Below are 20,608 nucleotides of genomic sequence, written 5' to 3'. Positions count from 1 at the left end.
TCCTCTTTCTCTTACCCTTTTCTTTAATAAACCGATTCTTTAAAGAAGAATCCGGTATCCAACTCACGGTTATCCGGCTGAATCGCTTTGACTTTTTCAAAAAGTTCCGGTTTCATATCATCATAGCGGTCAGGGTCTTCAGCACATACGTCAATCGCTTCCCGATATAACTTTGTCATTTCAATGATATATTCCGGTGTTTGTAATAATCCTTCGATTTTCAGTGAATCGATTTCCGCTTCAATCAATTCCTGAAGTTCATCAATCATGCACATATCGTTCGGACTCATGATATGTGTACCATTTTCATCTTCATAAATCGGATATTTATTTTCACGTTCCTTATCATGCAAGAACATATTTCTATGTTCCTTCCGATTTTCCACTTCCAATGCCTTGCCTTGGTATTCAAAGTAATTGCCAAGGAGCGTACGCTTCGATTGGAACATGCATGTCATGCCATGCACTTGGACTTCAATCTCCACTTCGGCATTTTCCTTCATTTCGACTATCTCGTCCAGACTTATCTCACGGGCAGCAACGGCACGGACAGCACCGCGTTTCCCCCAATAATTACATGTGTACCAGTTCGTTACCGTCATCTCTGTATTCCAGTGCAGGGGCATATCAGGTGCTACGGCACGGACAGCCATCAAGACTGCGGGATCACCGAATATGATCCGGTCGGCACCAGCCTCTTTAAGGAATGTGACATACCCTTCAAGCTCGTCCACTTTTTCATTATGGAAAATGGCGTTCATGGATACGTACACTTTCTTGCCCGCAGCATGTGCTAGCTCAATCGCCTTCTCTACATCTTCACGTTTGAACTCCCCTGCCAGCCTTAGCGCATAACGTTGTTCGCCAATGACGAAGGCGTCGGCGCCAGCATCGATGAGTTTCGTTATATGATCGACACTTGTCGGAGTCACAAGTAATTCAGGCTTTTTCATTTTTGTCACCTCTATGTTTACTAATGGCCACACCATCACCAATCGGCAAAATTACGGTATCGAAGTTGGGATGGTCATGTAACCAGATGTTAAAGTCTCTGATTTTTTTAATAAGAGCTCGCTTTCTTCTCGTCATTTCCATTTCTTCAATGTTTTCAGCAACCAAGCCTTTAAATAAAACATTATCAGTAATGATAATGCCAGCACCGGCAAGGAATGGTTCAAACAGTTCAAAGAATCGCTTGTACTGCCCTTTAGCTGCATCAACGAAGATGATATCAAACGGACCGTGTTCCATCACTTTCGGGCCCGCTTCAAGAGCATCCCCTTCAATGAGGGTGATCCTTTCCGACAGTCCCGCCTTCTTGAAGTTAGCCCTTGCCTGCTCAATACGGGCTTCATTCCGTTCAAGTGTGACGATTCGAGCTTCCGGAAGGGTCTCAGCCATCCTAATGGCCGAATAGCCAATTGCCGAACCCACTTCCAATATCGCCTTTGGCTGATGAAGCCTTAAAATCTGAAGCAGTACCTCAATGCCTTCGGGCTCCATGATCGGCACATTATTTTCCATCGCAAAATCTTCCAACTCCTTAAGCAAACCCGTACGCTCCGGAATTAAGGAATGAAGATATTGTTCTATTTTTCCGTTCAAAACGTTTCCTCCATTTATAAGGAAAACAAAAGCGCTTGGTCAGTAACATGAAAAAATTGATTGGGCAATTTCTTCACAAGGAGCTGAAACAAGTATGCTTGACGATCTACATTTCCTTATCTTTCAAAATAAAACCCGGCATTCGCCGAGTTACGTCACCGATTTAGAATCGGATCAAAAATTCACTTGTACTATTCTATCATAAAAACAAGGGGAAAGTAATATCTCTCCCCCCACAGTCTCATTGCTATTTTTCATTTAGGCTGTTTTCGCATACTTTGTTCCTAACCAAGTATTGCGGTGTGGTTGATTTCCTCTCCATTGCTCGCTTTCCGCGGGGCGGGCGGTGAGCCTCCTCGGCGTAAACGCCTGTGGGGTCTCACCTGTCCCGCTGCTCCTGCAGGAGTCTCGCACTTCCGCTCCAATCAACCTTAAATCGTTTCGTTATAAAAACAACAAGCTTTACGAAAAGAGCTTTCATTTATTTATTGGAAATATGCTCTGCCTTTTTGTTATTGTGGTCATCCAAAGTCTTGGAGTAAAGGACTTCCCCTTCAGGTGTTGCCAAAAAGTACAGATAATCCGTTTTCTCAGGCTTCAGTACCGCATCGATCGATGTCGTTCCGGCATTGGCAATCGGTCCTGGCGGCAGCCCCTTGTTCTTATACGTATTATAAGGGGATTTCACCTCAAGGTCTTTATAATACACCCTGCTCTTATGTGAACCCTTTGCATACAAAACGGTCGGATCCGTTTGAAGCGGCATACCTTCCTCAATACGATTGTAAAAGACGGAAGCTATTTTTCCGCGATCGACTTGCGCCGTCGCCTCTTCTTCAACAAGCGAAGCGAAGGTCAGCATCTGGTGTACGGAATAATCGTTCTTGTCCATTTGGCTCTCGTAAGCCTGCAATGTTTCTTCCGTTTTCTTCAGCATCTCGATGACGATCGATTCCAGGGTCGGCTTTTCCTCATAAAAGTCATAAGTAGCCGGGAAAAGGTACCCTTCAAGCGGATATAGAACCTTTTCATTTTCAATTTCCGAGGTCAGGAGCTGCGGAAATTTCTCTTGCATGGAATTTACGAACTTCTTATCATTCAATTTCTTAAAGACCTTTTTCGGATCTTCACCCGTCTTCACTGCGATGATATCGGCAATTTGGATAAGCTGCTTTCCTTCAGGAATCGTTATCTTCATTGCAGCTTCCTTCATGAGTTTTCCGGTTTTGATGCTTGTGACGATATCTTCAATTGGCATGGAAGGTGATAATTTATACTCCCCTGCCTGAAAACCGGATTCATTGCGGAATTTAATATAATATTTGAATACGCGTGCGTCCTTGATTATTCCCTGCTCTTCAAGCAGTGTTGAAATTCCGTTAACGGAAGAACCGATTGGGATTTTCACTTTCTTGATGGTGTCATCATCCGGATCGACTGGTTTCATGGCTGAGTTGATATATAAAAAGCCCACAAGACCAACAATCCCAATTAGTAAAATAAGCGAAGCTATCGTAATCATGATGATTTTACGAACCAGCTTGGCTTCTCCTTGCTGTTCTAACAATTTCATTCGGATGTGTTCCTTTTTAGATAAATTTTTATCTTTTTCATCCATTTTCATTCCCCCTGCAAACTCACACCAACTACAGAATGGTTTCTAGATGATGCTTTCTCTAATTAATCTTTGCTTCGAACATTATACTAAAATCAACAAATAATTACATGTTTTTTGCAAAACTACATTCATTAATACTCTATTTATGGCAAAAATGCACTACTTTTGTCAATATTCAGATGTTATTTAACAGGAAAATAGTGATATCTAATTTCTTCAGCTTAAAAGATGCACTCTAAATTGTTCCCTTCCCGTATTAGGCATTTCAGGAAATTACAGGAATATCCATGTAGGAATGGTACTATTCATTTAAGATGAAGAAAGGTGTGAAGGAGTTGGATAATTCTTATTTTGTAGGTTGGGGGACATTGGCGCTCATAAACGCCGGACTTGCTCAAGGTAAAAATAGGACGGCGTTGAATTGGTTCTTGCTATCATTATTTTTGGGTCCGCTCGCTACATTTATACTTTTATTCGCAGAGAAAAGATAAGGTGTTACTGGTACTTAAATGAAAAAACCGGCCTTTTAAGGGCTTTCCAGGCACTCGTTTTCCGCGGGCGGTCCGGGAGCCTCCTCGGAGCCTTTGCGCCTTCGGGGTCTCCCCTTGACACGCTTTTCTAAGCAGGAGTCTCGCACACCTATTCCAATCAACTTGCCCCTTTGTCAAAAAAAGAACCGACCTTTAGGGGCCGGTTTTTTTCCAATCTTATTCTTCTTCCGCTTCTTCTTGGTCAAGGAATGTATTTAACATTTCTTCGACAAGATCCCATTCTTCTTCTGTTTCGATCGGTGTAAGTTCACCATCTTTATTATCTTCGCTTGGTACGAATGATGAAGCGTGGATTTCAATTTCTTCCTCGTCATCTTCTGCAGACATCGGATAGTAAAGTACATAAGATTTGTTGAATTTATCTGAATCGAATGTGAAAAGGATTTCGCAAAGCTGCTCGTTTCCGTTTTCATCTACTACTGTAATGTTGTTTTCGCCGTGTTCCATTAGTATTCACCTCATATTGAATTTGTTTGTCTGTCCAAGAATCCTTGCAGGATCATGACAGCTGCCATTTTATCAATGACTTTCTTGCGCTTGCTTCGGCTCACGTCCGCCTCAAGAAGGACACGTTCAGCCGCCATAGTTGTCAACCGTTCATCCCAGAGAAACACCGGCAGCTTGAATTTGTTTTCTAATCGCTTTGCGAAATCTTGGCTGATCTCGCCTCGCGGTCCAACAGTCCCATTCATGTTTTTAGGTAAACCGAGGACAATTTTAGAAACATCATGCTCTTTTATAATTTCATTGAGGCGTTTAAAGCCGAAGTCATTTCCAGCTTCGTTAATTTTGATCGTTTCCAATCCTTGTGCAGTCCAGCCCATCGCGTCACTCAGGGCGACGCCGATGGTTTTTGAACCTAAATCAAGTCCCATTGTGCGCATTAGTATTCCTCTCGATGGTTCTTAAGATACGACTTAACCAATTCTTCGATGATTTCATCGCGTTCAAGCTTACGAATAATGTTCCGAGCATCCATATGGCGCGGGATGTAGGCCGGGTCACCAGATAATAGATAACCGACAATCTGGTTTATCGGGTTATAACCTTTTTCCTGAAGTGCAACATATACTTGAGACAATACTTCTTGTACATCTCTTTCGAATGGTTCTTCGGGAAAATTAAATTTCATCGTTTTATCAAAGGAACTCATTAACATGCACCTCTCCTCAGCGTCCAGAATCCACTATTACCTACATTGTACAACACTTTCCATTGATTATGAAATCGATAAGACCCATTCTTCAACAAAATTAAGTGCTGCATCCAATTTTTCAGGGTCTTTTCCGCCGGCTTGGGCCATATCTGGACGTCCGCCACCGCCACCGCCGCAACGGGAAGCAACTTCTTTGACCAATTTACCAGCATGGAAACCGCGATCGATGTAATCCTTGGTCACCCCGGCAATCAAATTGACTTTATCACCTTGGGCCGAACCTAATACGATGATGACAGAATCGAGCTTTTGTTTCAAATCATCCGCCATGGCACGCAGATTATTCATGTCGGTAGCTTGAACCTTCGCCACCAATACTTGAACCCCATTTATGTCTTTTACGTTAGAAACAAGGCTGCTTGCTTCGATATTACTTAATTTTGCAGTAAGGCTTTCATTCTCACGATGAAGATCCTTCACTTCAGCAAGTACCGTTTCAATTCTTGAAGGTACGTCTTTCAAGTTCGTTTTCAATTTAGCAGCCGCGTCTTTCAAGACACCGATTTGCTCAGTCATCAATTTGTATGCCCCGGCACCCGTTACCGCTTCTATACGGCGAGTCCCTGCACCGATGCCGCTTTCGGAAACGATTTTGAACAAGCCGATTACCGCTGTATTCGGGACATGGACACCGCCGCAAAGTTCTAGACTGTAATCGCCTATTTGAACGACACGGACAATCTTGCCATATTTTTCGCCGAACAAGGCCATTGCGCCCATAGCCTTGGCTTCATCGATGTTTTTATAGTCCGTATTCACTTGTAAGCTTTGCCAAATCTTTTCATTAACAATCGTTTCGATTCTTTCAATCTCTTCCGCCGTTATCTGACCAAAATGAGAGAAGTCGAAGCGAAGGCGCTCAGCCTGTACGAGTGAACCAGCTTGGTTGACATGTGTACCAAGCACATCTTTTAACGCTTGATGCAGAAGGTGCGTCGCTGTATGGTTTTTCGTGATATGGATGCGGTTTTCTTGATTTACCGCAGCAACGATATTGGAATCTGCTGTTAAAGTGCCGGCAGTAACTGTCACACGGTGCAGATTTTGGCCATTAGGAGCTTTTTGGACATCATGGACATCAACCTTCACGGATTCACTGGCCATCGTTCCTGTATCGGCTATTTGTCCGCCGCTTTCCGCGTAGAAAGGAGTCTTGTCCAGTATCACTTGAACTTCTTCCCCTTCTTCTGCCTCCGTAACAAGCTCGCCATTTTTAATGATGGCAGCAACTTTCGCGTCGACAGCTATTTGATCATAGCCGACAAATTCACTTTCAACTTTTATATCGCCCAATACCCCGCCTTGTATTTGCATGGAATCCACATCTTGACGCGCTGAACGGGCACGTTCACGCTGTGCATCCATCTCTTTTTCAAATCCGGCTTGATCGACCGTCATGCCTTCTTCTTCTGCATATTCTTCCGTTAACTCAATCGGGAAACCATATGTGTCATATAAACGGAATGCATCACTGCCCGGAATGGTCGTACCGCCTTTTTCCTTTTCCTTTTTAATGACTTCAGAAAGGATGGACAGTCCATCATTTAGAGTTTCATGGAAGCGTTCCTCTTCATTTTTGATTACTTTTGCAATGAACTCTTTATTGTTGAGGACTTCAGGGTAGAAGTCTTTCATGATTTCGCCTACGACCGTCACAAGCTCGAACATGAATGGTCGATTGATGTTGATTTGCTTAGCATATCGAACCGCCCTGCGAAGTAAACGGCGCAATACATAACCGCGGCCTTCGTTGGATGGTAGAGCCCCGTCACCTACAGCAAAGGCTACCGTACGGATATGGTCGGCAATGACCTTGAATGCCACATCTTTTTCTGTATCAACACCATACTTCACATCGGAAATCTCTTCGACTGCACGGATGATTGGCATGAATAAATCCGTATCATAGTTCGTCGCCACATCTTGAACGACGGAAGCCATACGTTCAAGACCCATGCCTGTATCGATATTCTTCTTTGGAAGCGGTGTGTATGAACCATCAGGATTATGGTTGAACTGAGAAAACACAAGGTTCCAGACTTCCAGATGACGTTCATTTTCCCCGCCTGGATATAGTTCCGGATCATTCGGATCATCGCCATATGCCGGTCCGCGGTCATAGAAAATCTCTGTATTCGGGCCGCTTGGACCCTCACCGATATCCCAGAAGTTTTCTTCCAGGCGAATGATCCTTTCAGCAGGAACACCGATTTTCTTATTCCAGAGTTCGAATGCTTCATCATCTTCAGGATGGATCGTCACAGCCAATTTCTCTTTGTCGAAGCCAATCCATTTTTCATCCGTCAAAAACTCCCAAGCCCATGTGATGGCTTCTTCTTTGAAGTATTCACCAATGGAGAAGTTTCCGAGCATTTCGAAAAACGTATGATGACGTGCCGTTTTCCCTACGTTTTCAATATCGTTCGTACGGATGGCCTTTTGGGCATTTGTAATCCTTGGATTTTCAGGAATCACCCGTCCATCAAAATATTTCTTTAACGTCGCCACCCCGGAATTGATCCAAAGCAATGATGGATCTTCATGAGGAACCAATGACGCACTTGGTTCGATGTTATGGCCTTTTTCACTAAAAAAATCTAAATACATTTGGCGGATTTGAGCACCAGTTAAATACTTCATATATATATCCTCCTTTGAAAATTATGTAATTTTGAGCACACAAAAAACCCCCATCCCAAAAACAGGGACGAGAGTTGACTCGCGGTACCACCCTGATTATGGACGCAGGAATTCACCCAGGCCCATCACCTTCATAAAAGCCTTAACGCGGCATGACGGCAGGTATTAGCTGCTCTCAGGACTAGCTTTCTGCTGCTCTTCACCTGGCAGTCCCTTTCAGCCTAGGGGACCCCTCTCTTTTAGATGGACTTCAGCATACTTCATCCTTCAACGAATTATCTTATGTAATGGATTATATTCACAAGACTTTTATTTGTCAATAAGCGGCGGCTTCTTTCTAAAGTGAACGCGGGCATGAAGCACAAAAACTTTCAACACAGCCAAGATGGGAATCGAAAGGACCATGCCCACGATACCGCCTATTTCGCCCCCGGCCAATAATGCAAGCATGATGAACAGCGGATGCATATGGAGGCTTTTACCGACTATTAACGGCGACAGGATATTTCCCTCAAGAAATTGAAGTACGAGCACGATGACCGCGATGATCAACACCATTTTAACTGACATTGTCGCGGCGATGACCACTGCAGGAATGGCCCCGATAATCGGCCCGAAATACGGGATGACATTCGTTATTCCGATTATCGCCCCCAATAGAAGCGGATATTTCATTCCGAATATCCAGAAGAGCAGCGAGGAAATCAAACCGATCACGACACAAACGATGATTTGTCCGCGGATATAGCCGCCAAGCGACGCATCCACATCACGAACGAATGCCCGCCCCTGCTTGCGCCATTTTTTCGGGGTCATATACCATGCCATTTTTTTTAACACAGTGAAATCTTTCAGGATATAAAAAGCAATGAATGGAATCAACGCAATCAGGACGATGAAATCTATCATCTTCATTGCATACTCCATCGCCTTTTCAGGAATGCGCTTCAGCCAACCTTCGAAAAGGGTGACGCCTTCCTCGAATCTTTCATGAATCCCGAACGGCCATGCAGCCGTTTGATGATTGAGCTTATCGATCCTGCCCCGGTACTGTTCAACCAGTTCCGGCACGCTTTCTGACAGCTCGCGAACCTGGCTGACGATCACGGGAATACCTTTATAGACAGCAAAGCCGATCCCACCGAAAAACAACAAATAGATGATTGTAATTGAAAGCCAGCGACGCATCCCTTTCTCATTTAAATATTCCACTACAGGGTGCAGCAAGTAACTGATGAACGCACCAATCAAAAAAGGCAGCAATACCGTCACGCATACAGTAACGGCAGGTCCCCACATGGGCTTAAGTTTCATAAAAATATAGATAACGAAAAATAAGAGCAATAAAAAACCCAGGCGATAAAACCACTTTAAACGAATACTCACAATAAACACCTCCCGCTCATTTATTCTTCGAAAGGCGGAAGGTTTTCATACATAAAAAAGAGTGCCCTCATTAATTCAGGACACCCATTCCTGCTATAATAATGACTTTAATCTTTTGCGTATTTTCTTCATGTTCCGTTTGACCATCTTCGAGTTCATCAAGTCCGAACCCATATTCATTAGAGTATTGCGTGAACGTCTAGCCATTGCAAACACCTCTTCCGTTAATTACATACTGAAGCGGCGGTCATTTTCCTCAAACAAATCGTCCAATGAGCTTAAACTTCCATCTTCCTCGACCTGATGCGTATTAATGAGCCCTTCGGATAGAGTCATTTCAATAAAGCAATTCCAGCAATAATATTGATTTACGCCAATCTTCCCAACATCTTTACTGCGGCAATTCGGACATTTAATTTCCAAAATGGACACCTCACTGTTCATAAACTGAAACAATGATGGTATCCTTCCCTAATGCAGGCGGCTGTTTTGATTTTATCACTGTCGACTCAGAGAAAAATCCATCCGTTGTTTCATACGCTATAATCGTGCCCATTTTCTCCTTGAAATATACATCCTGCAGTAAACCAAGCTCTTCGCCCATTTCTGAAAAAAGCATGCGTCCCAATAACTCGTCCTTCGATAAGCAAATGGAATCCGCAGGCATTTTACTTAAGGCTGAATCTTGTTGCCCGATCACGACCCCATCTGGACCGAATGTTGAAATATCGTCAAGTTTCAAATGAAAAGCCCTTTTGAACAAAGCTTGCTGATGAACGACCAGCCCTGTTACCTGTCCCATTTCCGAAATTGATAAATCGTGGACCGTGCCGATTCTTTCTCCTTTGATTGTAAAAACCGGCATTCCTTTCAATAAAGAAAACGTCCGCAAGGTCATCCCGCCTTTCCGAACATTTTTATTATCTCTTTCCTGCTGAAAATAGATGTGCTGAAAGGTTTTCCATTGTTGGTCCAACTTCCTTAAAATACAGGGACCATGAAAAAAAAGGCTGTTTTCGCATACTTTGTTGCTATTCACCAAGTAATGCGGTGTGGTTGATTTCCCCTCCAATGCTCGCTTTCCTCGGGGCGGGCGGTGAGCCTCCTCGGCGTGAACGCCTGCGGGGTCTCACCTGTCCCGCTGCTCCCGCGGGAGTCTCGCACTTCCGCTCCAATCAACCTTAAATCGTTTCGTTTTAAAAACAACAATCTTTACGAAAAGAGCATAAAAAAAGACCGGTTTCCCGGTCAGACCCACTGCTTTACCATCCTCTGCTGGCACCTCCGCCACCGGAACTTCCTCCGCCGCCGCCCCGTGGACCGCCGCTGCCGCCTCCACGGCCGCCGCCGCCTCCGCGACTGATGAATATCAAAAGGATATTGATGAGCGTTTGAAGGAAAAATCCTTTAAAGAACTTGGCATCGAGGATGAATACGATGATGACAACGATGATGATCAGGAAAATCTGTAAAGCTGATGGCTGAAAGGTTTCTGACTCGGGCTGAACGGAGAGATCTTGATAAAACTCGTCACCTAGGTTGTATTCTTTCGTGACATCGTTATATACGGCCTTATAGGTTTCCGTCAGGGCAACATCATATTTACCCTCTTTCAGCGCAGGGATGGCCACATTGTCCAAAATCTGTCCAGATTTGATATCGGTAATGGCCCCTTCCAAACCGTAACCCACTTCAATACGGATTTTCTGTTCTTCCATGGCCAGCACAATGAGGACTCCATTGTTCAGCTCGGCATCCCCAAGCTTGAATGATCTCAATGCCTCGACCGAGTACTCCTCGATTTCGGATCCTTCCATCGAATCCACCGTCAAAACGGAAATTTGTGCTTTTGTGGCATCATCCAATCGTTTCCCAAGTTCGATGAGTTCGGATTTTTCCTGATCATCCAGGACTTCGGCAAAGTCCTGAACATATATATCCCCAACTGGTTCAGGAATGTTAGGTTGTGCTGCGGCCACGTTTACTAAACTGAACGTGAGGATGAAGAATAGCGCAAACACAGCGAGTTTTTTCATTATTTATCGCTCCCGAAATCCACCTTTGGCGTTTCTTTTTCTTGATCGGTCACTTCAAAATATGGTTTGGCATCGAACCCGAATGCTCCTGCCATCATATTCTTCGGAAAGCGTTTAATCATTTTATTATAGTTGGTAACTTCATCATTATAGTCTTTTCGTGCTACCGTCAGCCGATTTTCCGTTCCTTCCAAACTATCCATGAGACCCTTAAAGTTCTCATTAGCCTTTAAATCCGGATAGTTCTCGACAACCACCAAAAGCCGGCTCAAGGCCCCACTCAATTCTTGATCGGCATCAATCGCATCTTCAGTCGAATTGGCACCAGCCAGCTTCGAGCGTGCATCACTCACCGCTTTAATGGCTTCCGTTTCATGCGAAGCATACCCCTTAACCGTTTCCACAAGATTCGGAATCAAATCCGCTCTTCGTTTTAATTGGTTATCCACCTGTGACCATTTATTGTCGACGTCTTCACTGGCACTTACAAGGCCGTTGTACGAAGATGCCCCAAAAATGACCAGCAAAACGACAACGACTATCCCGATAATCCAACCCTTTTTCATCAAATCCCCCCTACTCTTCCACATATAAGTTATATTCTATAGTTCCACCAAAACTATGAACTTTAAACAAAATTCATCAAATGGAACCAGCTACATAAAATCATATGGCGTGACATTCTCCATTCCGATCATTGGGTCAGCATGCATGAGAATATCAAGATAACTCGATTGTTGCTGTTCTTCTCCCTTTTCCACCGGCATTTCTTCTTCACTCAAAATCTCCCGCAGCTTTTCACGTAAAGTCGTTTTCCGGCGCATCTCATCATTACGTTCGATCCCTAAACGGAATGCATCTTCTTCACCGCAAAGGATCAAGAAATTTTTACTGCGCGTAATCGCCGTATACAATAAATTACGGCGGAGCATCCGATAATAACTTTTCACTACAGGTAAAATGACAATGGGGAATTCGCTACCCTGCGACTTATGGATGGAGCAGCAATAGGCATGTGTAATCTGGTTCAAGTCCTGTTTCGTGTAAGTCACTTCGATGCCTTCGAACGATATGATGACTTTATCGACATGATCGGTATTTTCTTTAGCGAACAATATGGACACGATTTCACCCATATCTCCATTAAAGACACCCTCCTCTGGCTGGTTCACCAGTTGAAGCACCTTATCTCCCGTTCTGTATATCACATCTCCGAATTTTATTTCCCTGCGCTTTTCATTCGCATTGCCATTGAACACTTCCTGAAGCATTTTATTCAGGGCATCAATCCCTGCAGGCCCTCTATACATCGGAGCCAGCACCTGTATATCCTTTGCCGTGAAACCTTTCGTCCTGGCATTTGCAACCACTTTCTCGATCACTTGGGGGATTTGACCTGTTTGGCAGCGAATGAACGATCGATCTTCCTGCTGTTTCGTGACATCAGCCGGAAGCCTGCCTTTTTTGATTTCATGGGCCAATTCAATGATCGATGAGCCATCAGCTTGACGATAAATATGTTCCAGACTGACAGTCGGTACACAATTCGATGCAAGCAAATCCTTTAAAACCTGCCCAGGGCCAACAGATGGCAGCTGATCTTCATCACCAACCAATATCACTTGGACATTTTCCGGCAGAGCTTTAAATAATTGATGGGCCAGCCACGTATCCACCATGGAAACCTCATCGATGATCACGATGCGGCCATCCAGCTGATTATCCTCATCATGGGAAAAGCCTTCACTCCCGTTCCACCCCAGCAAACGATGGATCGTGACGGCGGGGAGCCCAGTCGATTCGGCCATTCGTTTCGCTGCACGGCCAGTAGGGGCCGCAAGTACGAATGGAAATGGATCGCTTCCTTCTTTTTTATAATCGTTAATGTCCATGGATACACCATGCAGCTCGGCATATAGCTCAACGATGCCTTTGATGACTGTCGTCTTACCGGTACCCGGTCCACCCGTCAAGATTAACATGGGTGATTGGAGGGCTGTCTGGATCGCTTCCTTTTGGGCCGGTGCATAGGAAACACCCAGCCGCTCTTCAAGCTCCCCAAGTGCCAGCAAGAACTCCGATTCCGGGAACTGGTCCTCATACTCGGTTTGGGCAAGCAGCCTCTTGATGTTCATCACGATTCCCTTTTCCGAATAGAAAAGCGAAGGCGGATAAATTCGTTGATCCTCGACAACTATTTTCCCCTCTTGCGTCAATTCGATTATTTCCGAGGAAATGTTCGTGAACTCAATGCGATCCCGTTTATTTTCCTCCAGCAGACGTTTGACGGCCTCCAATAGCTGCTCGGCTTCTATGTAGATATTTCCGTCCTGGAGGCATTGTGATTCAAGCGTATACAAGCATGCAGCCTTGATTCGGTCGGGATGGCTGCCGGAAATGCCCAATTGATGCCCAAGCTCATCCGCCCGTCCAAAACCAATCCCTTCAATATCCTCAACGAGCTTATACGGATTTCCCTGAACCATCGTGATCGTATCCTGCTTATACATTTGATAGATTTTCATAGACAGCTGCGGACCGAAGCCATATTGATTCAGGGCAATCATCACCTGTTCCAGACCTTGATGCTCGACCAATGTATCATATAGACCCTTTGCCTTTTCCCCGGATAGCTTCGGAATGTCATCAAGTAGCGAAGGCTGAGCCAGAATTTTTGAAATGGCCTTTTCACCCAGTGTCTCAACAATGCTTTCAGCTGTTTTTTTCCCAATCCCCTTGAAAAGGTCACCGGATAAATAACTGACGATTCCTTCCTTGGATTGAGGCAGATCCTTACGAAAATGCTCTACATGGTATTGAAGGCCAAAACGCGGATGTTCCTTCATGGCCCCATAAAAAATATAGATCTCATCCTCATGCATCCTTGGAAAATAACCTGTTACGACCGCTTCCTTCTCTTCATAATTCAGATTCGTTTCATGCACGCGAATTCTTACAACCGAGTACATGTTTTCTTCATTATGAAAGATCGTCACTAAATGACTACCTTTCATGAACATTTTCTCTTCTGAAAACAAATCCAACGAATCTTGCTGGCTCAACGCTTCTCCCCACCTTTCCATGCATATGCCGTTTATTTACTCAGCATTCATTTCTTCCATCAGTTTCTTTCCGTGCGCAGCAAGCATATGATCCGGCTGTGCTTCTAAAGCCTTATCAAAATAAACCATCGCAGCTTGCGCATCCTCACGGTACCCTGCAAACGCAACGCCTAAATTATAATAAGCATCCGCATGGCCCGGATCCTGTTCCACCACCAAATTCAATTGATTGATCAATTCATCATACAATTCCGCATTAGCAAGACAAAGTGCATATTGGAATCTCGCATCAACGTCCTCAGGGCTCAGCTCCACCGTTCTCTGTAAATAAGGCATCGCCAATTTCGGTTGATCTAACGCCATCAATGTCAAACCAAGCATGAAGTATGCATCGCTGTTATCCAGTCCCAAACGGATTGCCTTTTCAAACATATCCTTCGCTTCGACCAGTTTAGAATCGGATTCATAATATAAATTTCCTAATGAATAGTAAGCCGCTGCTGCATTTTCATCCAGCTCAATCGCCTTTTTGTAAAACTTGACCGCTTTATCCGTTTCACCCACGGCAGTCAATACATTCCCAAAGTTTATGTAAGCAACAGGCTCATTCGGATTTTCCTCGATCGCCTCATTAAAAACCTTTGCCGCTTCTTCGTATTTCCCTTGCTGCATAAATTCAATTCCTTGTTGATTCTTATCCATATCCATTCACACTCCATTTTTATATTAAAAAGTATAGCATAAGCCAGTAGTCGAATTCAGCGGTACACCCGCAATCCAAAAGAAGTCCCCAACCGCAAACACAGCTGGGGACATGCTTATTTTACCCTACGTAAGTCAGTTTTTCACCTTTTTTAAATACTTCATCAATCGTACCGCCGCCAAGGCACACTTCACCATCATAGAATACGACTGCTTGTCCAGGCGTGATCGCGCGGACTGGCTCGTCAAAGATGACTTCGACATCACCATTTTCCAATACCTTCACCTTAACACCGCTATCCTCTTGACGGTACCTGAACTTTGCCGTACAAGTAAATTCACCAGCCGGTATATGTTCCGCTACCCAGCTCACATTCACTGCACGAAGGGAATTCGAATACAGCACATCATTATCAAAACCTTGACACACATATAAAACATTGCGCTTCAAGTCTTTTCCCGCAACAAACCAAGGTTCGCCGCTGCCGCCAATCCCCAGACCGTGGCGCTGACCGATGGTGTAATACATCAAACCGTCATGCTTGCCCATGACCTTGCCATCCATTGTGACCATATCACCGGGCTGTGCTGGGAGATAATTACTTAAAAACTCTTTGAAATTGCGTTCACCGATAAAACAGATCCCGGTGGAATCTTTTTTCGTTGCCGTGGCAAGACCCGCTTCTTTCGCAATTTCACGGACTTCCTTCTTATCGATGTGTCCAAGCGGAAACATGACTTTTTCCAACTGTTCTTGAGTAAGCTGGTTCAAGAAGTACGTTTGATCTTTATTATTATCGATACCGCGAAGCATTTTGTATTCGCCATCACGGTATTCAACCTGTGCGTAATGACCTGTAGCCACATAATCGGCACCGAGGCTTACGGCATGTTCAAGAAAGGCCTTGAACTTGATTTCCTTATTGCACATTACATCCGGATTCGGGGTACGGCCCGCTTTATACTCATCCAAGAAATAAGTGAAAACTTTATCCCAATACTGCTTTTCGAAATTGACCGCATAATAAGGGATGCCGATTTGATTACAAACGGCAATTACATCATTGTAATCTTCCGTTGCCGTACAAACTCCGTTTTCATCTGTATCATCCCAGTTCTTCATGAAAATCCCGACCACATCATAGCCTTGATTCTTCAATAGCAGGGCTGACACAGAAGAATCCACGCCTCCTGACATACCCACGACGACGCGGGTGTCCTGTGGTGCTTTTCTCATTCTGTCACCTCATTTATTTAAAGAGGGAATTATCTTCCCACTAATCTATTAACGATTTTCACGGTGGTTTCAGCCGCCTGCCTTACTTCCTCTTCCGTATTGTTCAGACCGAAGCTGAAACGAATCGAATTCTTCGTCCGCTCCGAATCTTTCCCGAACATCGCCACAAGCACATGCGACGGATCGATTGACCCAGCAGTACAAGCGGATCCGCTCGATACAGCAACGCCTGCCAAGTCCATATTGACGAGCATCGATTCCACATTCGTACCCGGAAAACTGACATTCAGCAAATGCGGCAGCGACTGTTCCATAGATCCGTTAATTTCATATTGTACATCCGCCTCATCAAAGACGGCAAGCAATACGTCTTTAAATCGCTTGTATTGCTCCTTTTTCTTTTCCATCGTGCTTTGTGCAATGGAAACGGCTTCTGAAAAACCGGCAATGGCCGGCACACTCTCCGTACCAGCACGGCGCTTACGTTCTTGTTCCCCGCCATATAATTGCGGATTCAGCTTCAAGCCTTCACGCATATAAAGAAAGCCGATTCCTTTAGGACCGTTGATTTTATGCGCGGATACACTCAGTAAATCCACACCCAACTCACGAACGTCGATAGAGATCAAACCATATGCCTGAACCGCATCCGTATGGAAAATGGCTTGATGCCCCTTGAGCAGCTGTCCAATTTCAGCAATCGGCTGGATCGTTCCAACCTCATTATTGCCGAACATGACCGAAACCAAAATCGTGTCGTCCCGCAATGCCGCCTTTACATCGGCAATTGAAATAAGCCCCGCTTCATTCACAGGTAAATATGTGACCTCAAAGCCAGACTTCTCAAGGTATTGGCATGTATGCAAAACCGCATGATGCTCTATCTCCGTCGTTATGATGTGCTTTCCTTTTTCTTTATAAGCATTCGCAACACCAATGATCGCCGTATTATCAGCCTCGGTTCCACCGCTCGTGAAAATGATTTCATTCCGCCCCGCACCGATGCTCGTCGCAATACTCGAACGCGCCTCATCCAAAACATGGCGTGCCTCCCGCCCGAAAGCATGAATGCTCGACGGATTTCCGAAGTCATGGCTCATGACTGTCATCATCCTATCGATCACCTTCGGATGCATCGGTGAAGTCGCAGCATGATCTAAATATATTCTGTCCACTTTTTTGTCGCCTCCATTAAAAAACGCAAGCGCCTACATAATAGGCGCATTGCTAATCACTTAAATATAGTACATATATGAATCGATTTCACCCGTATCCTTGTAGCTCGCCAAATCCATAAGCGTCGTATTATCCAATACATCCTTCACGGCATCGCGAATCCGGATCCAAAGCTGGCGCTTCACCGGCTCCTCATCCTCAATTCCTTCAACAGGGGTAATCGGGCCTTCCAATACGCGAATGACATCTCCAGAAGTAATCTCCTGAGGATCTTTAGACAGGATATACCCGCCATACGCACCGCGGACACTCTTCACCAACCCCGCATTACGAAGCGGCGCAATCAACTGCTCCAAATAATGCTCCGACAGATTATGCGTCTGGGCAATCGATTTCAAACTCTTCGGGCCTTCTCCATAATGTTTAGCAAGCTCGATCATGATCGTCAAACCATAACGGCCTTTAGTAGATATCTTCATAATATACACCTCAAATTATTTATCCGTTTCTAAATTCTTTTGAAATTATAGCATATTCCCGCTGGAAATGCATTCACCCGCCCTCCATTTGTCAAATTATCCTAATTGGAGAGGTAGGTAAAATGGGAGAAAAGAATGGAATGCTTTTAGATTGCTGAATGAAATAACAAATATAACGCTGCAATCCATTCTACTAGAACAATAAAACGATTCCCTGGAGCGGCAATCAAGAAAGCGGATATGCCGTACCTATTTGGATATTTCCCTTGATACTCACATTTAGGCACTTCACGATTTTCTATACCTTGTTAAACCTACCATTACAAACAGCCCATTTCGGCTAGACTAAAGGCAGAGTTTAAATTCTCTCATAAGAAGTAGAGGTCGATTTATCAACCATACAGCACAAATTAAATCCCCAAAGGAACTCCCATAATCGATTTCGACTTCTTTTACAGCATAATCAGCGCATTTCCCCCATCAGTTGTGATACCTTATATAAAAAGGAGAGGTGCGCAATGAATATAAAACCGCTTGCTTTCCGGATGCGGCCTCGATCGATTGATGAGATCATCGGGCAGGAGCATCTGGTCGGTGAAGGAAAAATCATCGCAAGGATGGTGAAAGCCAAACAGCTTTCTTCCATGATCCTGTATGGTCCGCCGGGAATTGGCAAGACATCGATTGCAAGTGCGATTGCCGGAAGCACGAAGTTTGCTTTCCGGACGCTGAACGCGGTGACCAATAATAAAAAGGATATGGAAATCGTGGCAGCCGAGGCTAAGATGTCTGGGAAAGTGATCCTGCTGCTTGATGAAGTTCATCGACTCGATAAGGCGAAGCAGGACTTCCTATTGCCTTATCTTGAAAACGGGATGATCACCTTGATCGGTGCAACGACCAGCAATCCCTATCATGCAATCAATCCGGCCATCAGAAGCCGGTGCCAGATTTTCGAGCTCAAATCATTGGAAACCAATGATATAACCAAAGCCCTGGAACGGGCACTTCATGATGAAGAGCGGGGGCTTGGTGCGTATAAAACCGATGTCGGCTTTGATGCCCTTACCCATTTCGCGACCGCTTCGAACGGAGATGTCCGCAGTGCCCTTAACGCTCTTGAGCTCGCCGTCATTTCCACCGAACCCGATGAATCCGGAACCATTCATATAGATGTGCAAATTGCCGAAGAATGCATGCAAAAAAAAAGCTTCTCACATGACAAGGATGGAGATGCCCATTATGATGTTCTCTCGGCTTTCCAAAAATCAATTCGCGGAAGTGATGTGAATGCAGCCCTTCATTATCTGGGGCGCTTGGTCGAAGCAGGTGATCTTGTCAGCATTGCCCGCCGCTTGGTGGTCATCGCTTACGAAGACATAGCTCTGGCCAATCCGCAGGCTGGTCCCAGAGCCCTCGCTGCAGTCGAAGCCGCTGAACGACTCGGCTTTCCTGAAGCCCGGATTCCACTTGCCAACTCAGTGATCGAGTTATGCCTATCACCCAAATCAAACACGGCCATTGCCGCCATTGATGCAGCACTTTCCGACATTCGCAGCGGCCATAGCGGAGATGTACCGGATCATCTTAAGGATGCCCATTACAAAGGGGCCACAGATCTCGGACGAGGCATCGGCTACCTTTATCCGCATGACTACGAGAATGGCTGGGTGAAGCAACAATACTTACCGGACAAACTGCGCAGCAAAACATATTACAAACCGAAAAAGAGCGGGAAATTTGAACAAGCCCTTGCCTCGGTCTATGAAAATATCGAGAAGAAAAAATAACTCCGGATCACTTCAGATCCGGAGGTTTTTTTGTGGAAAATGAAATCTTTTAACATGCCTCATGTTGACAAAAATCCTCCTCCCCTTGAGCATTCACCTTCTCCATGATGCCAACTTTCACCGAAAAGTGTACAGCTGCATTCCACTTCGGCACATTTCTCCTTTTCGAACATCATTTCGAAACTTACTTCTATTAAAATCCCAACTAGATGAATAATTCCAGAGAGTTCTAGTTATATTGACCAATAAATTTAGATATCATTTAGTAACCGTAAAAACAACTTATATCGCCAAAATCATCCACAGGCAGTATGTACAAATGTCACTCAAACGCTCCGGCTATGACTTTCCCAGAAACCGGAACTCTAAAGCTAAAATCCCTTTGAATCGCCTTGCTTGGCCAATCTTTCCCGGAAATTGGTCCGCAATCTGTTAAGGTTTCATCAAGGGCAGAAACAACATTTCAATATATGATTGTACCCGATAACTTTTACAGCATTGAATTTCTGATAATTGCATGCACGTACTTAGTAAGAGGATTACCACTGATACCGGCATGTCCCTTTTCATAAGAAGGCACAACAACTTTTTAGTTGCTGTACCTGTGTGGTCAATCTTCGTCTTTATAGATACCCTTTGAAGCTTTAATCATATTTTCCAGCCACATTTTCTTAAACACATTCACACGACGAGGAGTGCCATTCTCTTCAGCCTCAGTTGAATTTTCAGTTTCTTCTGCGGCCTCGGTAAGGATTTCAGTTGAACTCCCTTCATCTGCCGAACTTTCCGTTGAGCTACTTTCATCTGATGAACTTTCCATTGAGCTGCTTTCATCCGATGAGCTTTCTGTTAAACTGCTTTCATCTGATGAGCTTTCCGTTGAGCTGCTTTCGTCCGATGAGCTCTCCGTTGATTCAGTCACGTATGTTGAGCTCTCCGTTGTATCACTCTCGTATGTTGAGCTTTCCGTCGTATCACTTTCGTACGCTGAACTTTCCGTTGAATATTCCATTTGTTCTTTAGCCTCCAATATTTATTATCCTTAGGGATATCCGCATTGCATATCTAATAGGGATTTTACTTATCACCCATTTTAAAGTAATCTTCTAA

Annotated in this window: 21 protein-coding genes; 2 read left to right on the top strand and 19 right to left on the bottom strand. The window is 44.5% G+C overall.

Translation table 11 applies throughout. From position 1 onward, the window contains the following. Positions 1 to 23 precede the first annotated feature (23 nt). From BW986_RS03470 to mltG, 3 genes are all read right to left on the bottom strand, one after another. On the bottom strand, positions 24 to 953 hold the full coding sequence (locus BW986_RS03470; protein WP_076365135.1) for a peptidase U32 family protein: 930 nt from the start codon (positions 951 to 953) through the stop codon (positions 24 to 26). After that, the gene (locus BW986_RS03465) at positions 940 to 1,605 is read right to left on the bottom strand and encodes an O-methyltransferase (protein WP_081395487.1); all 666 of its coding nucleotides are present in this window, start codon (positions 1,603 to 1,605) and stop codon (positions 940 to 942) included. Before BW986_RS03465 ends, BW986_RS03470 begins: the two co-directional genes overlap by 14 nt. 481 nt (positions 1,606 to 2,086) lie before the next feature. Continuing rightward, positions 2,087 to 3,223 (bottom strand): endolytic transglycosylase MltG, encoded by a 1,137-nt coding sequence (gene mltG / locus BW986_RS03460; RefSeq protein ID WP_076365131.1) that lies wholly within the window; start codon positions 3,221 to 3,223, stop codon positions 2,087 to 2,089. A 335-nt stretch (positions 3,224 to 3,558) separates the two neighbouring features. Between mltG and BW986_RS30000 the strand changes: the two genes are divergently transcribed. After that, positions 3,559 to 3,714 carry a hypothetical protein gene (locus BW986_RS30000; RefSeq protein WP_169803977.1) on the top strand — a complete coding sequence of 52 codons (156 nt, stop codon included), beginning with the start codon at positions 3,559 to 3,561 and terminating at the stop codon, positions 3,712 to 3,714. 216 nt (positions 3,715 to 3,930) lie between these two features. Here the strand turns inward: BW986_RS30000 and BW986_RS03455 are convergent, their stop codons facing one another. The 15 genes from BW986_RS03455 to cymR all read right to left on the bottom strand — a co-directional run bounded on the left by BW986_RS03455 (position 3,931) and on the right by cymR (position 17,708). Then, positions 3,931 to 4,221 (bottom strand): DUF1292 domain-containing protein, encoded by a 291-nt coding sequence (locus BW986_RS03455; protein ID WP_063232962.1) that lies wholly within the window; start codon positions 4,219 to 4,221, stop codon positions 3,931 to 3,933. 11 nt (positions 4,222 to 4,232) lie between these two features. Continuing rightward, the gene (gene ruvX / locus BW986_RS03450) at positions 4,233 to 4,658 is read right to left on the bottom strand and encodes a Holliday junction resolvase RuvX (protein ID WP_034308633.1); all 426 of its coding nucleotides are present in this window, start codon (positions 4,656 to 4,658) and stop codon (positions 4,233 to 4,235) included. Further along, the gene (locus BW986_RS03445) at positions 4,658 to 4,927 is read right to left on the bottom strand and encodes an IreB family regulatory phosphoprotein (protein ID WP_034311358.1); all 270 of its coding nucleotides are present in this window, start codon (positions 4,925 to 4,927) and stop codon (positions 4,658 to 4,660) included. Before BW986_RS03445 ends, ruvX begins: the two co-directional genes overlap by 1 nt. A gap of 66 nt (positions 4,928 to 4,993) precedes the next feature. Continuing rightward, positions 4,994 to 7,630, bottom strand: a complete 2,637-nt coding sequence (alaS, locus tag BW986_RS03440) for an alanine--tRNA ligase (protein ID WP_076365129.1) — start codon at positions 7,628 to 7,630, stop codon at positions 4,994 to 4,996. Positions 7,631 to 7,939: 309 nt separating this feature from the next. Then, positions 7,940 to 9,016, bottom strand: coding sequence for an AI-2E family transporter (locus BW986_RS03435; RefSeq protein ID WP_076365127.1), 1,077 nt, complete (start codon positions 9,014 to 9,016; stop codon positions 7,940 to 7,942). 228 nt (positions 9,017 to 9,244) lie between these two features. Next, positions 9,245 to 9,460 carry a hypothetical protein gene (locus BW986_RS03430; RefSeq protein ID WP_063233024.1) on the bottom strand — a complete coding sequence of 72 codons (216 nt, stop codon included), beginning with the start codon at positions 9,458 to 9,460 and terminating at the stop codon, positions 9,245 to 9,247. Continuing rightward, on the bottom strand, positions 9,450 to 9,908 hold the full coding sequence (locus BW986_RS03425) for a PRC-barrel domain-containing protein (protein WP_076366283.1): 459 nt from the start codon (positions 9,906 to 9,908) through the stop codon (positions 9,450 to 9,452). The genes BW986_RS03430 and BW986_RS03425 overlap by 11 nt, the downstream gene beginning before the upstream one ends. 237 nt (positions 9,909 to 10,145) lie before the next feature. Continuing rightward, positions 10,146 to 10,307 carry a hypothetical protein gene (locus BW986_RS29995; protein ID WP_179085993.1) on the bottom strand — a complete coding sequence of 54 codons (162 nt, stop codon included), beginning with the start codon at positions 10,305 to 10,307 and terminating at the stop codon, positions 10,146 to 10,148. Then, the gene (locus tag BW986_RS03420) at positions 10,279 to 11,052 is read right to left on the bottom strand and encodes a TPM domain-containing protein (RefSeq protein WP_076365125.1); all 774 of its coding nucleotides are present in this window, start codon (positions 11,050 to 11,052) and stop codon (positions 10,279 to 10,281) included. Before BW986_RS03420 ends, BW986_RS29995 begins: the two co-directional genes overlap by 29 nt. Then, positions 11,052 to 11,621 (bottom strand): LemA family protein, encoded by a 570-nt coding sequence (locus BW986_RS03415; RefSeq protein WP_397221448.1) that lies wholly within the window; start codon positions 11,619 to 11,621, stop codon positions 11,052 to 11,054. Before BW986_RS03415 ends, BW986_RS03420 begins: the two co-directional genes overlap by 1 nt. 87 nt (positions 11,622 to 11,708) lie before the next feature. Continuing rightward, positions 11,709 to 14,114, bottom strand: coding sequence for an SF1B family DNA helicase RecD2 (recD2, locus tag BW986_RS03410; RefSeq protein ID WP_076365121.1), 2,406 nt, complete (start codon positions 14,112 to 14,114; stop codon positions 11,709 to 11,711). A 36-nt stretch (positions 14,115 to 14,150) separates the two neighbouring features. After that, on the bottom strand, positions 14,151 to 14,816 hold the full coding sequence (locus BW986_RS03405) for a tetratricopeptide repeat protein (protein ID WP_076366281.1): 666 nt from the start codon (positions 14,814 to 14,816) through the stop codon (positions 14,151 to 14,153). A gap of 121 nt (positions 14,817 to 14,937) precedes the next feature. Further along, positions 14,938 to 16,053: a tRNA 2-thiouridine(34) synthase MnmA gene (mnmA, locus tag BW986_RS03400; protein WP_076365119.1), complete on the bottom strand. Its 1,116-nt coding sequence runs from the start codon at positions 16,051 to 16,053 to the stop codon at positions 14,938 to 14,940. Positions 16,054 to 16,082: 29 nt separating this feature from the next. Next, positions 16,083 to 17,228, bottom strand: a complete 1,146-nt coding sequence (locus BW986_RS03395) for a cysteine desulfurase family protein (protein ID WP_076365117.1) — start codon at positions 17,226 to 17,228, stop codon at positions 16,083 to 16,085. Positions 17,229 to 17,288: 60 nt separating this feature from the next. Beyond that, positions 17,289 to 17,708 (bottom strand): cysteine metabolism transcriptional regulator CymR, encoded by a 420-nt coding sequence (cymR, locus tag BW986_RS03390; protein WP_076365115.1) that lies wholly within the window; start codon positions 17,706 to 17,708, stop codon positions 17,289 to 17,291. A 518-nt stretch (positions 17,709 to 18,226) separates the two neighbouring features. Here cymR and BW986_RS03385 point away from each other — a divergent pair. Continuing rightward, the gene (locus tag BW986_RS03385) at positions 18,227 to 19,498 is read left to right on the top strand and encodes a replication-associated recombination protein A (RefSeq protein WP_076365113.1); all 1,272 of its coding nucleotides are present in this window, start codon (positions 18,227 to 18,229) and stop codon (positions 19,496 to 19,498) included. Between the two features lie 610 nt (positions 19,499 to 20,108). Here BW986_RS03385 and BW986_RS03380 read toward each other — a convergent pair. Then, complete coding sequence (locus BW986_RS03380; RefSeq protein ID WP_076365111.1) at positions 20,109 to 20,510, bottom strand: hypothetical protein; 402 nt, start codon at positions 20,508 to 20,510, stop codon at positions 20,109 to 20,111. Between the last annotated feature and the right edge of the window lie 98 nt (positions 20,511 to 20,608).

It is taken from the genome of Peribacillus simplex (assembly GCF_900156045.1).
In the GTDB taxonomy this organism is placed as follows: domain Bacteria; phylum Bacillota; class Bacilli; order Bacillales; family DSM-1321; genus Peribacillus; species Peribacillus simplex_D.
The sequence above is the reverse complement of the archived record's forward strand: the minus strand, read 5'-3'. Positions and strand labels throughout refer to the sequence as shown.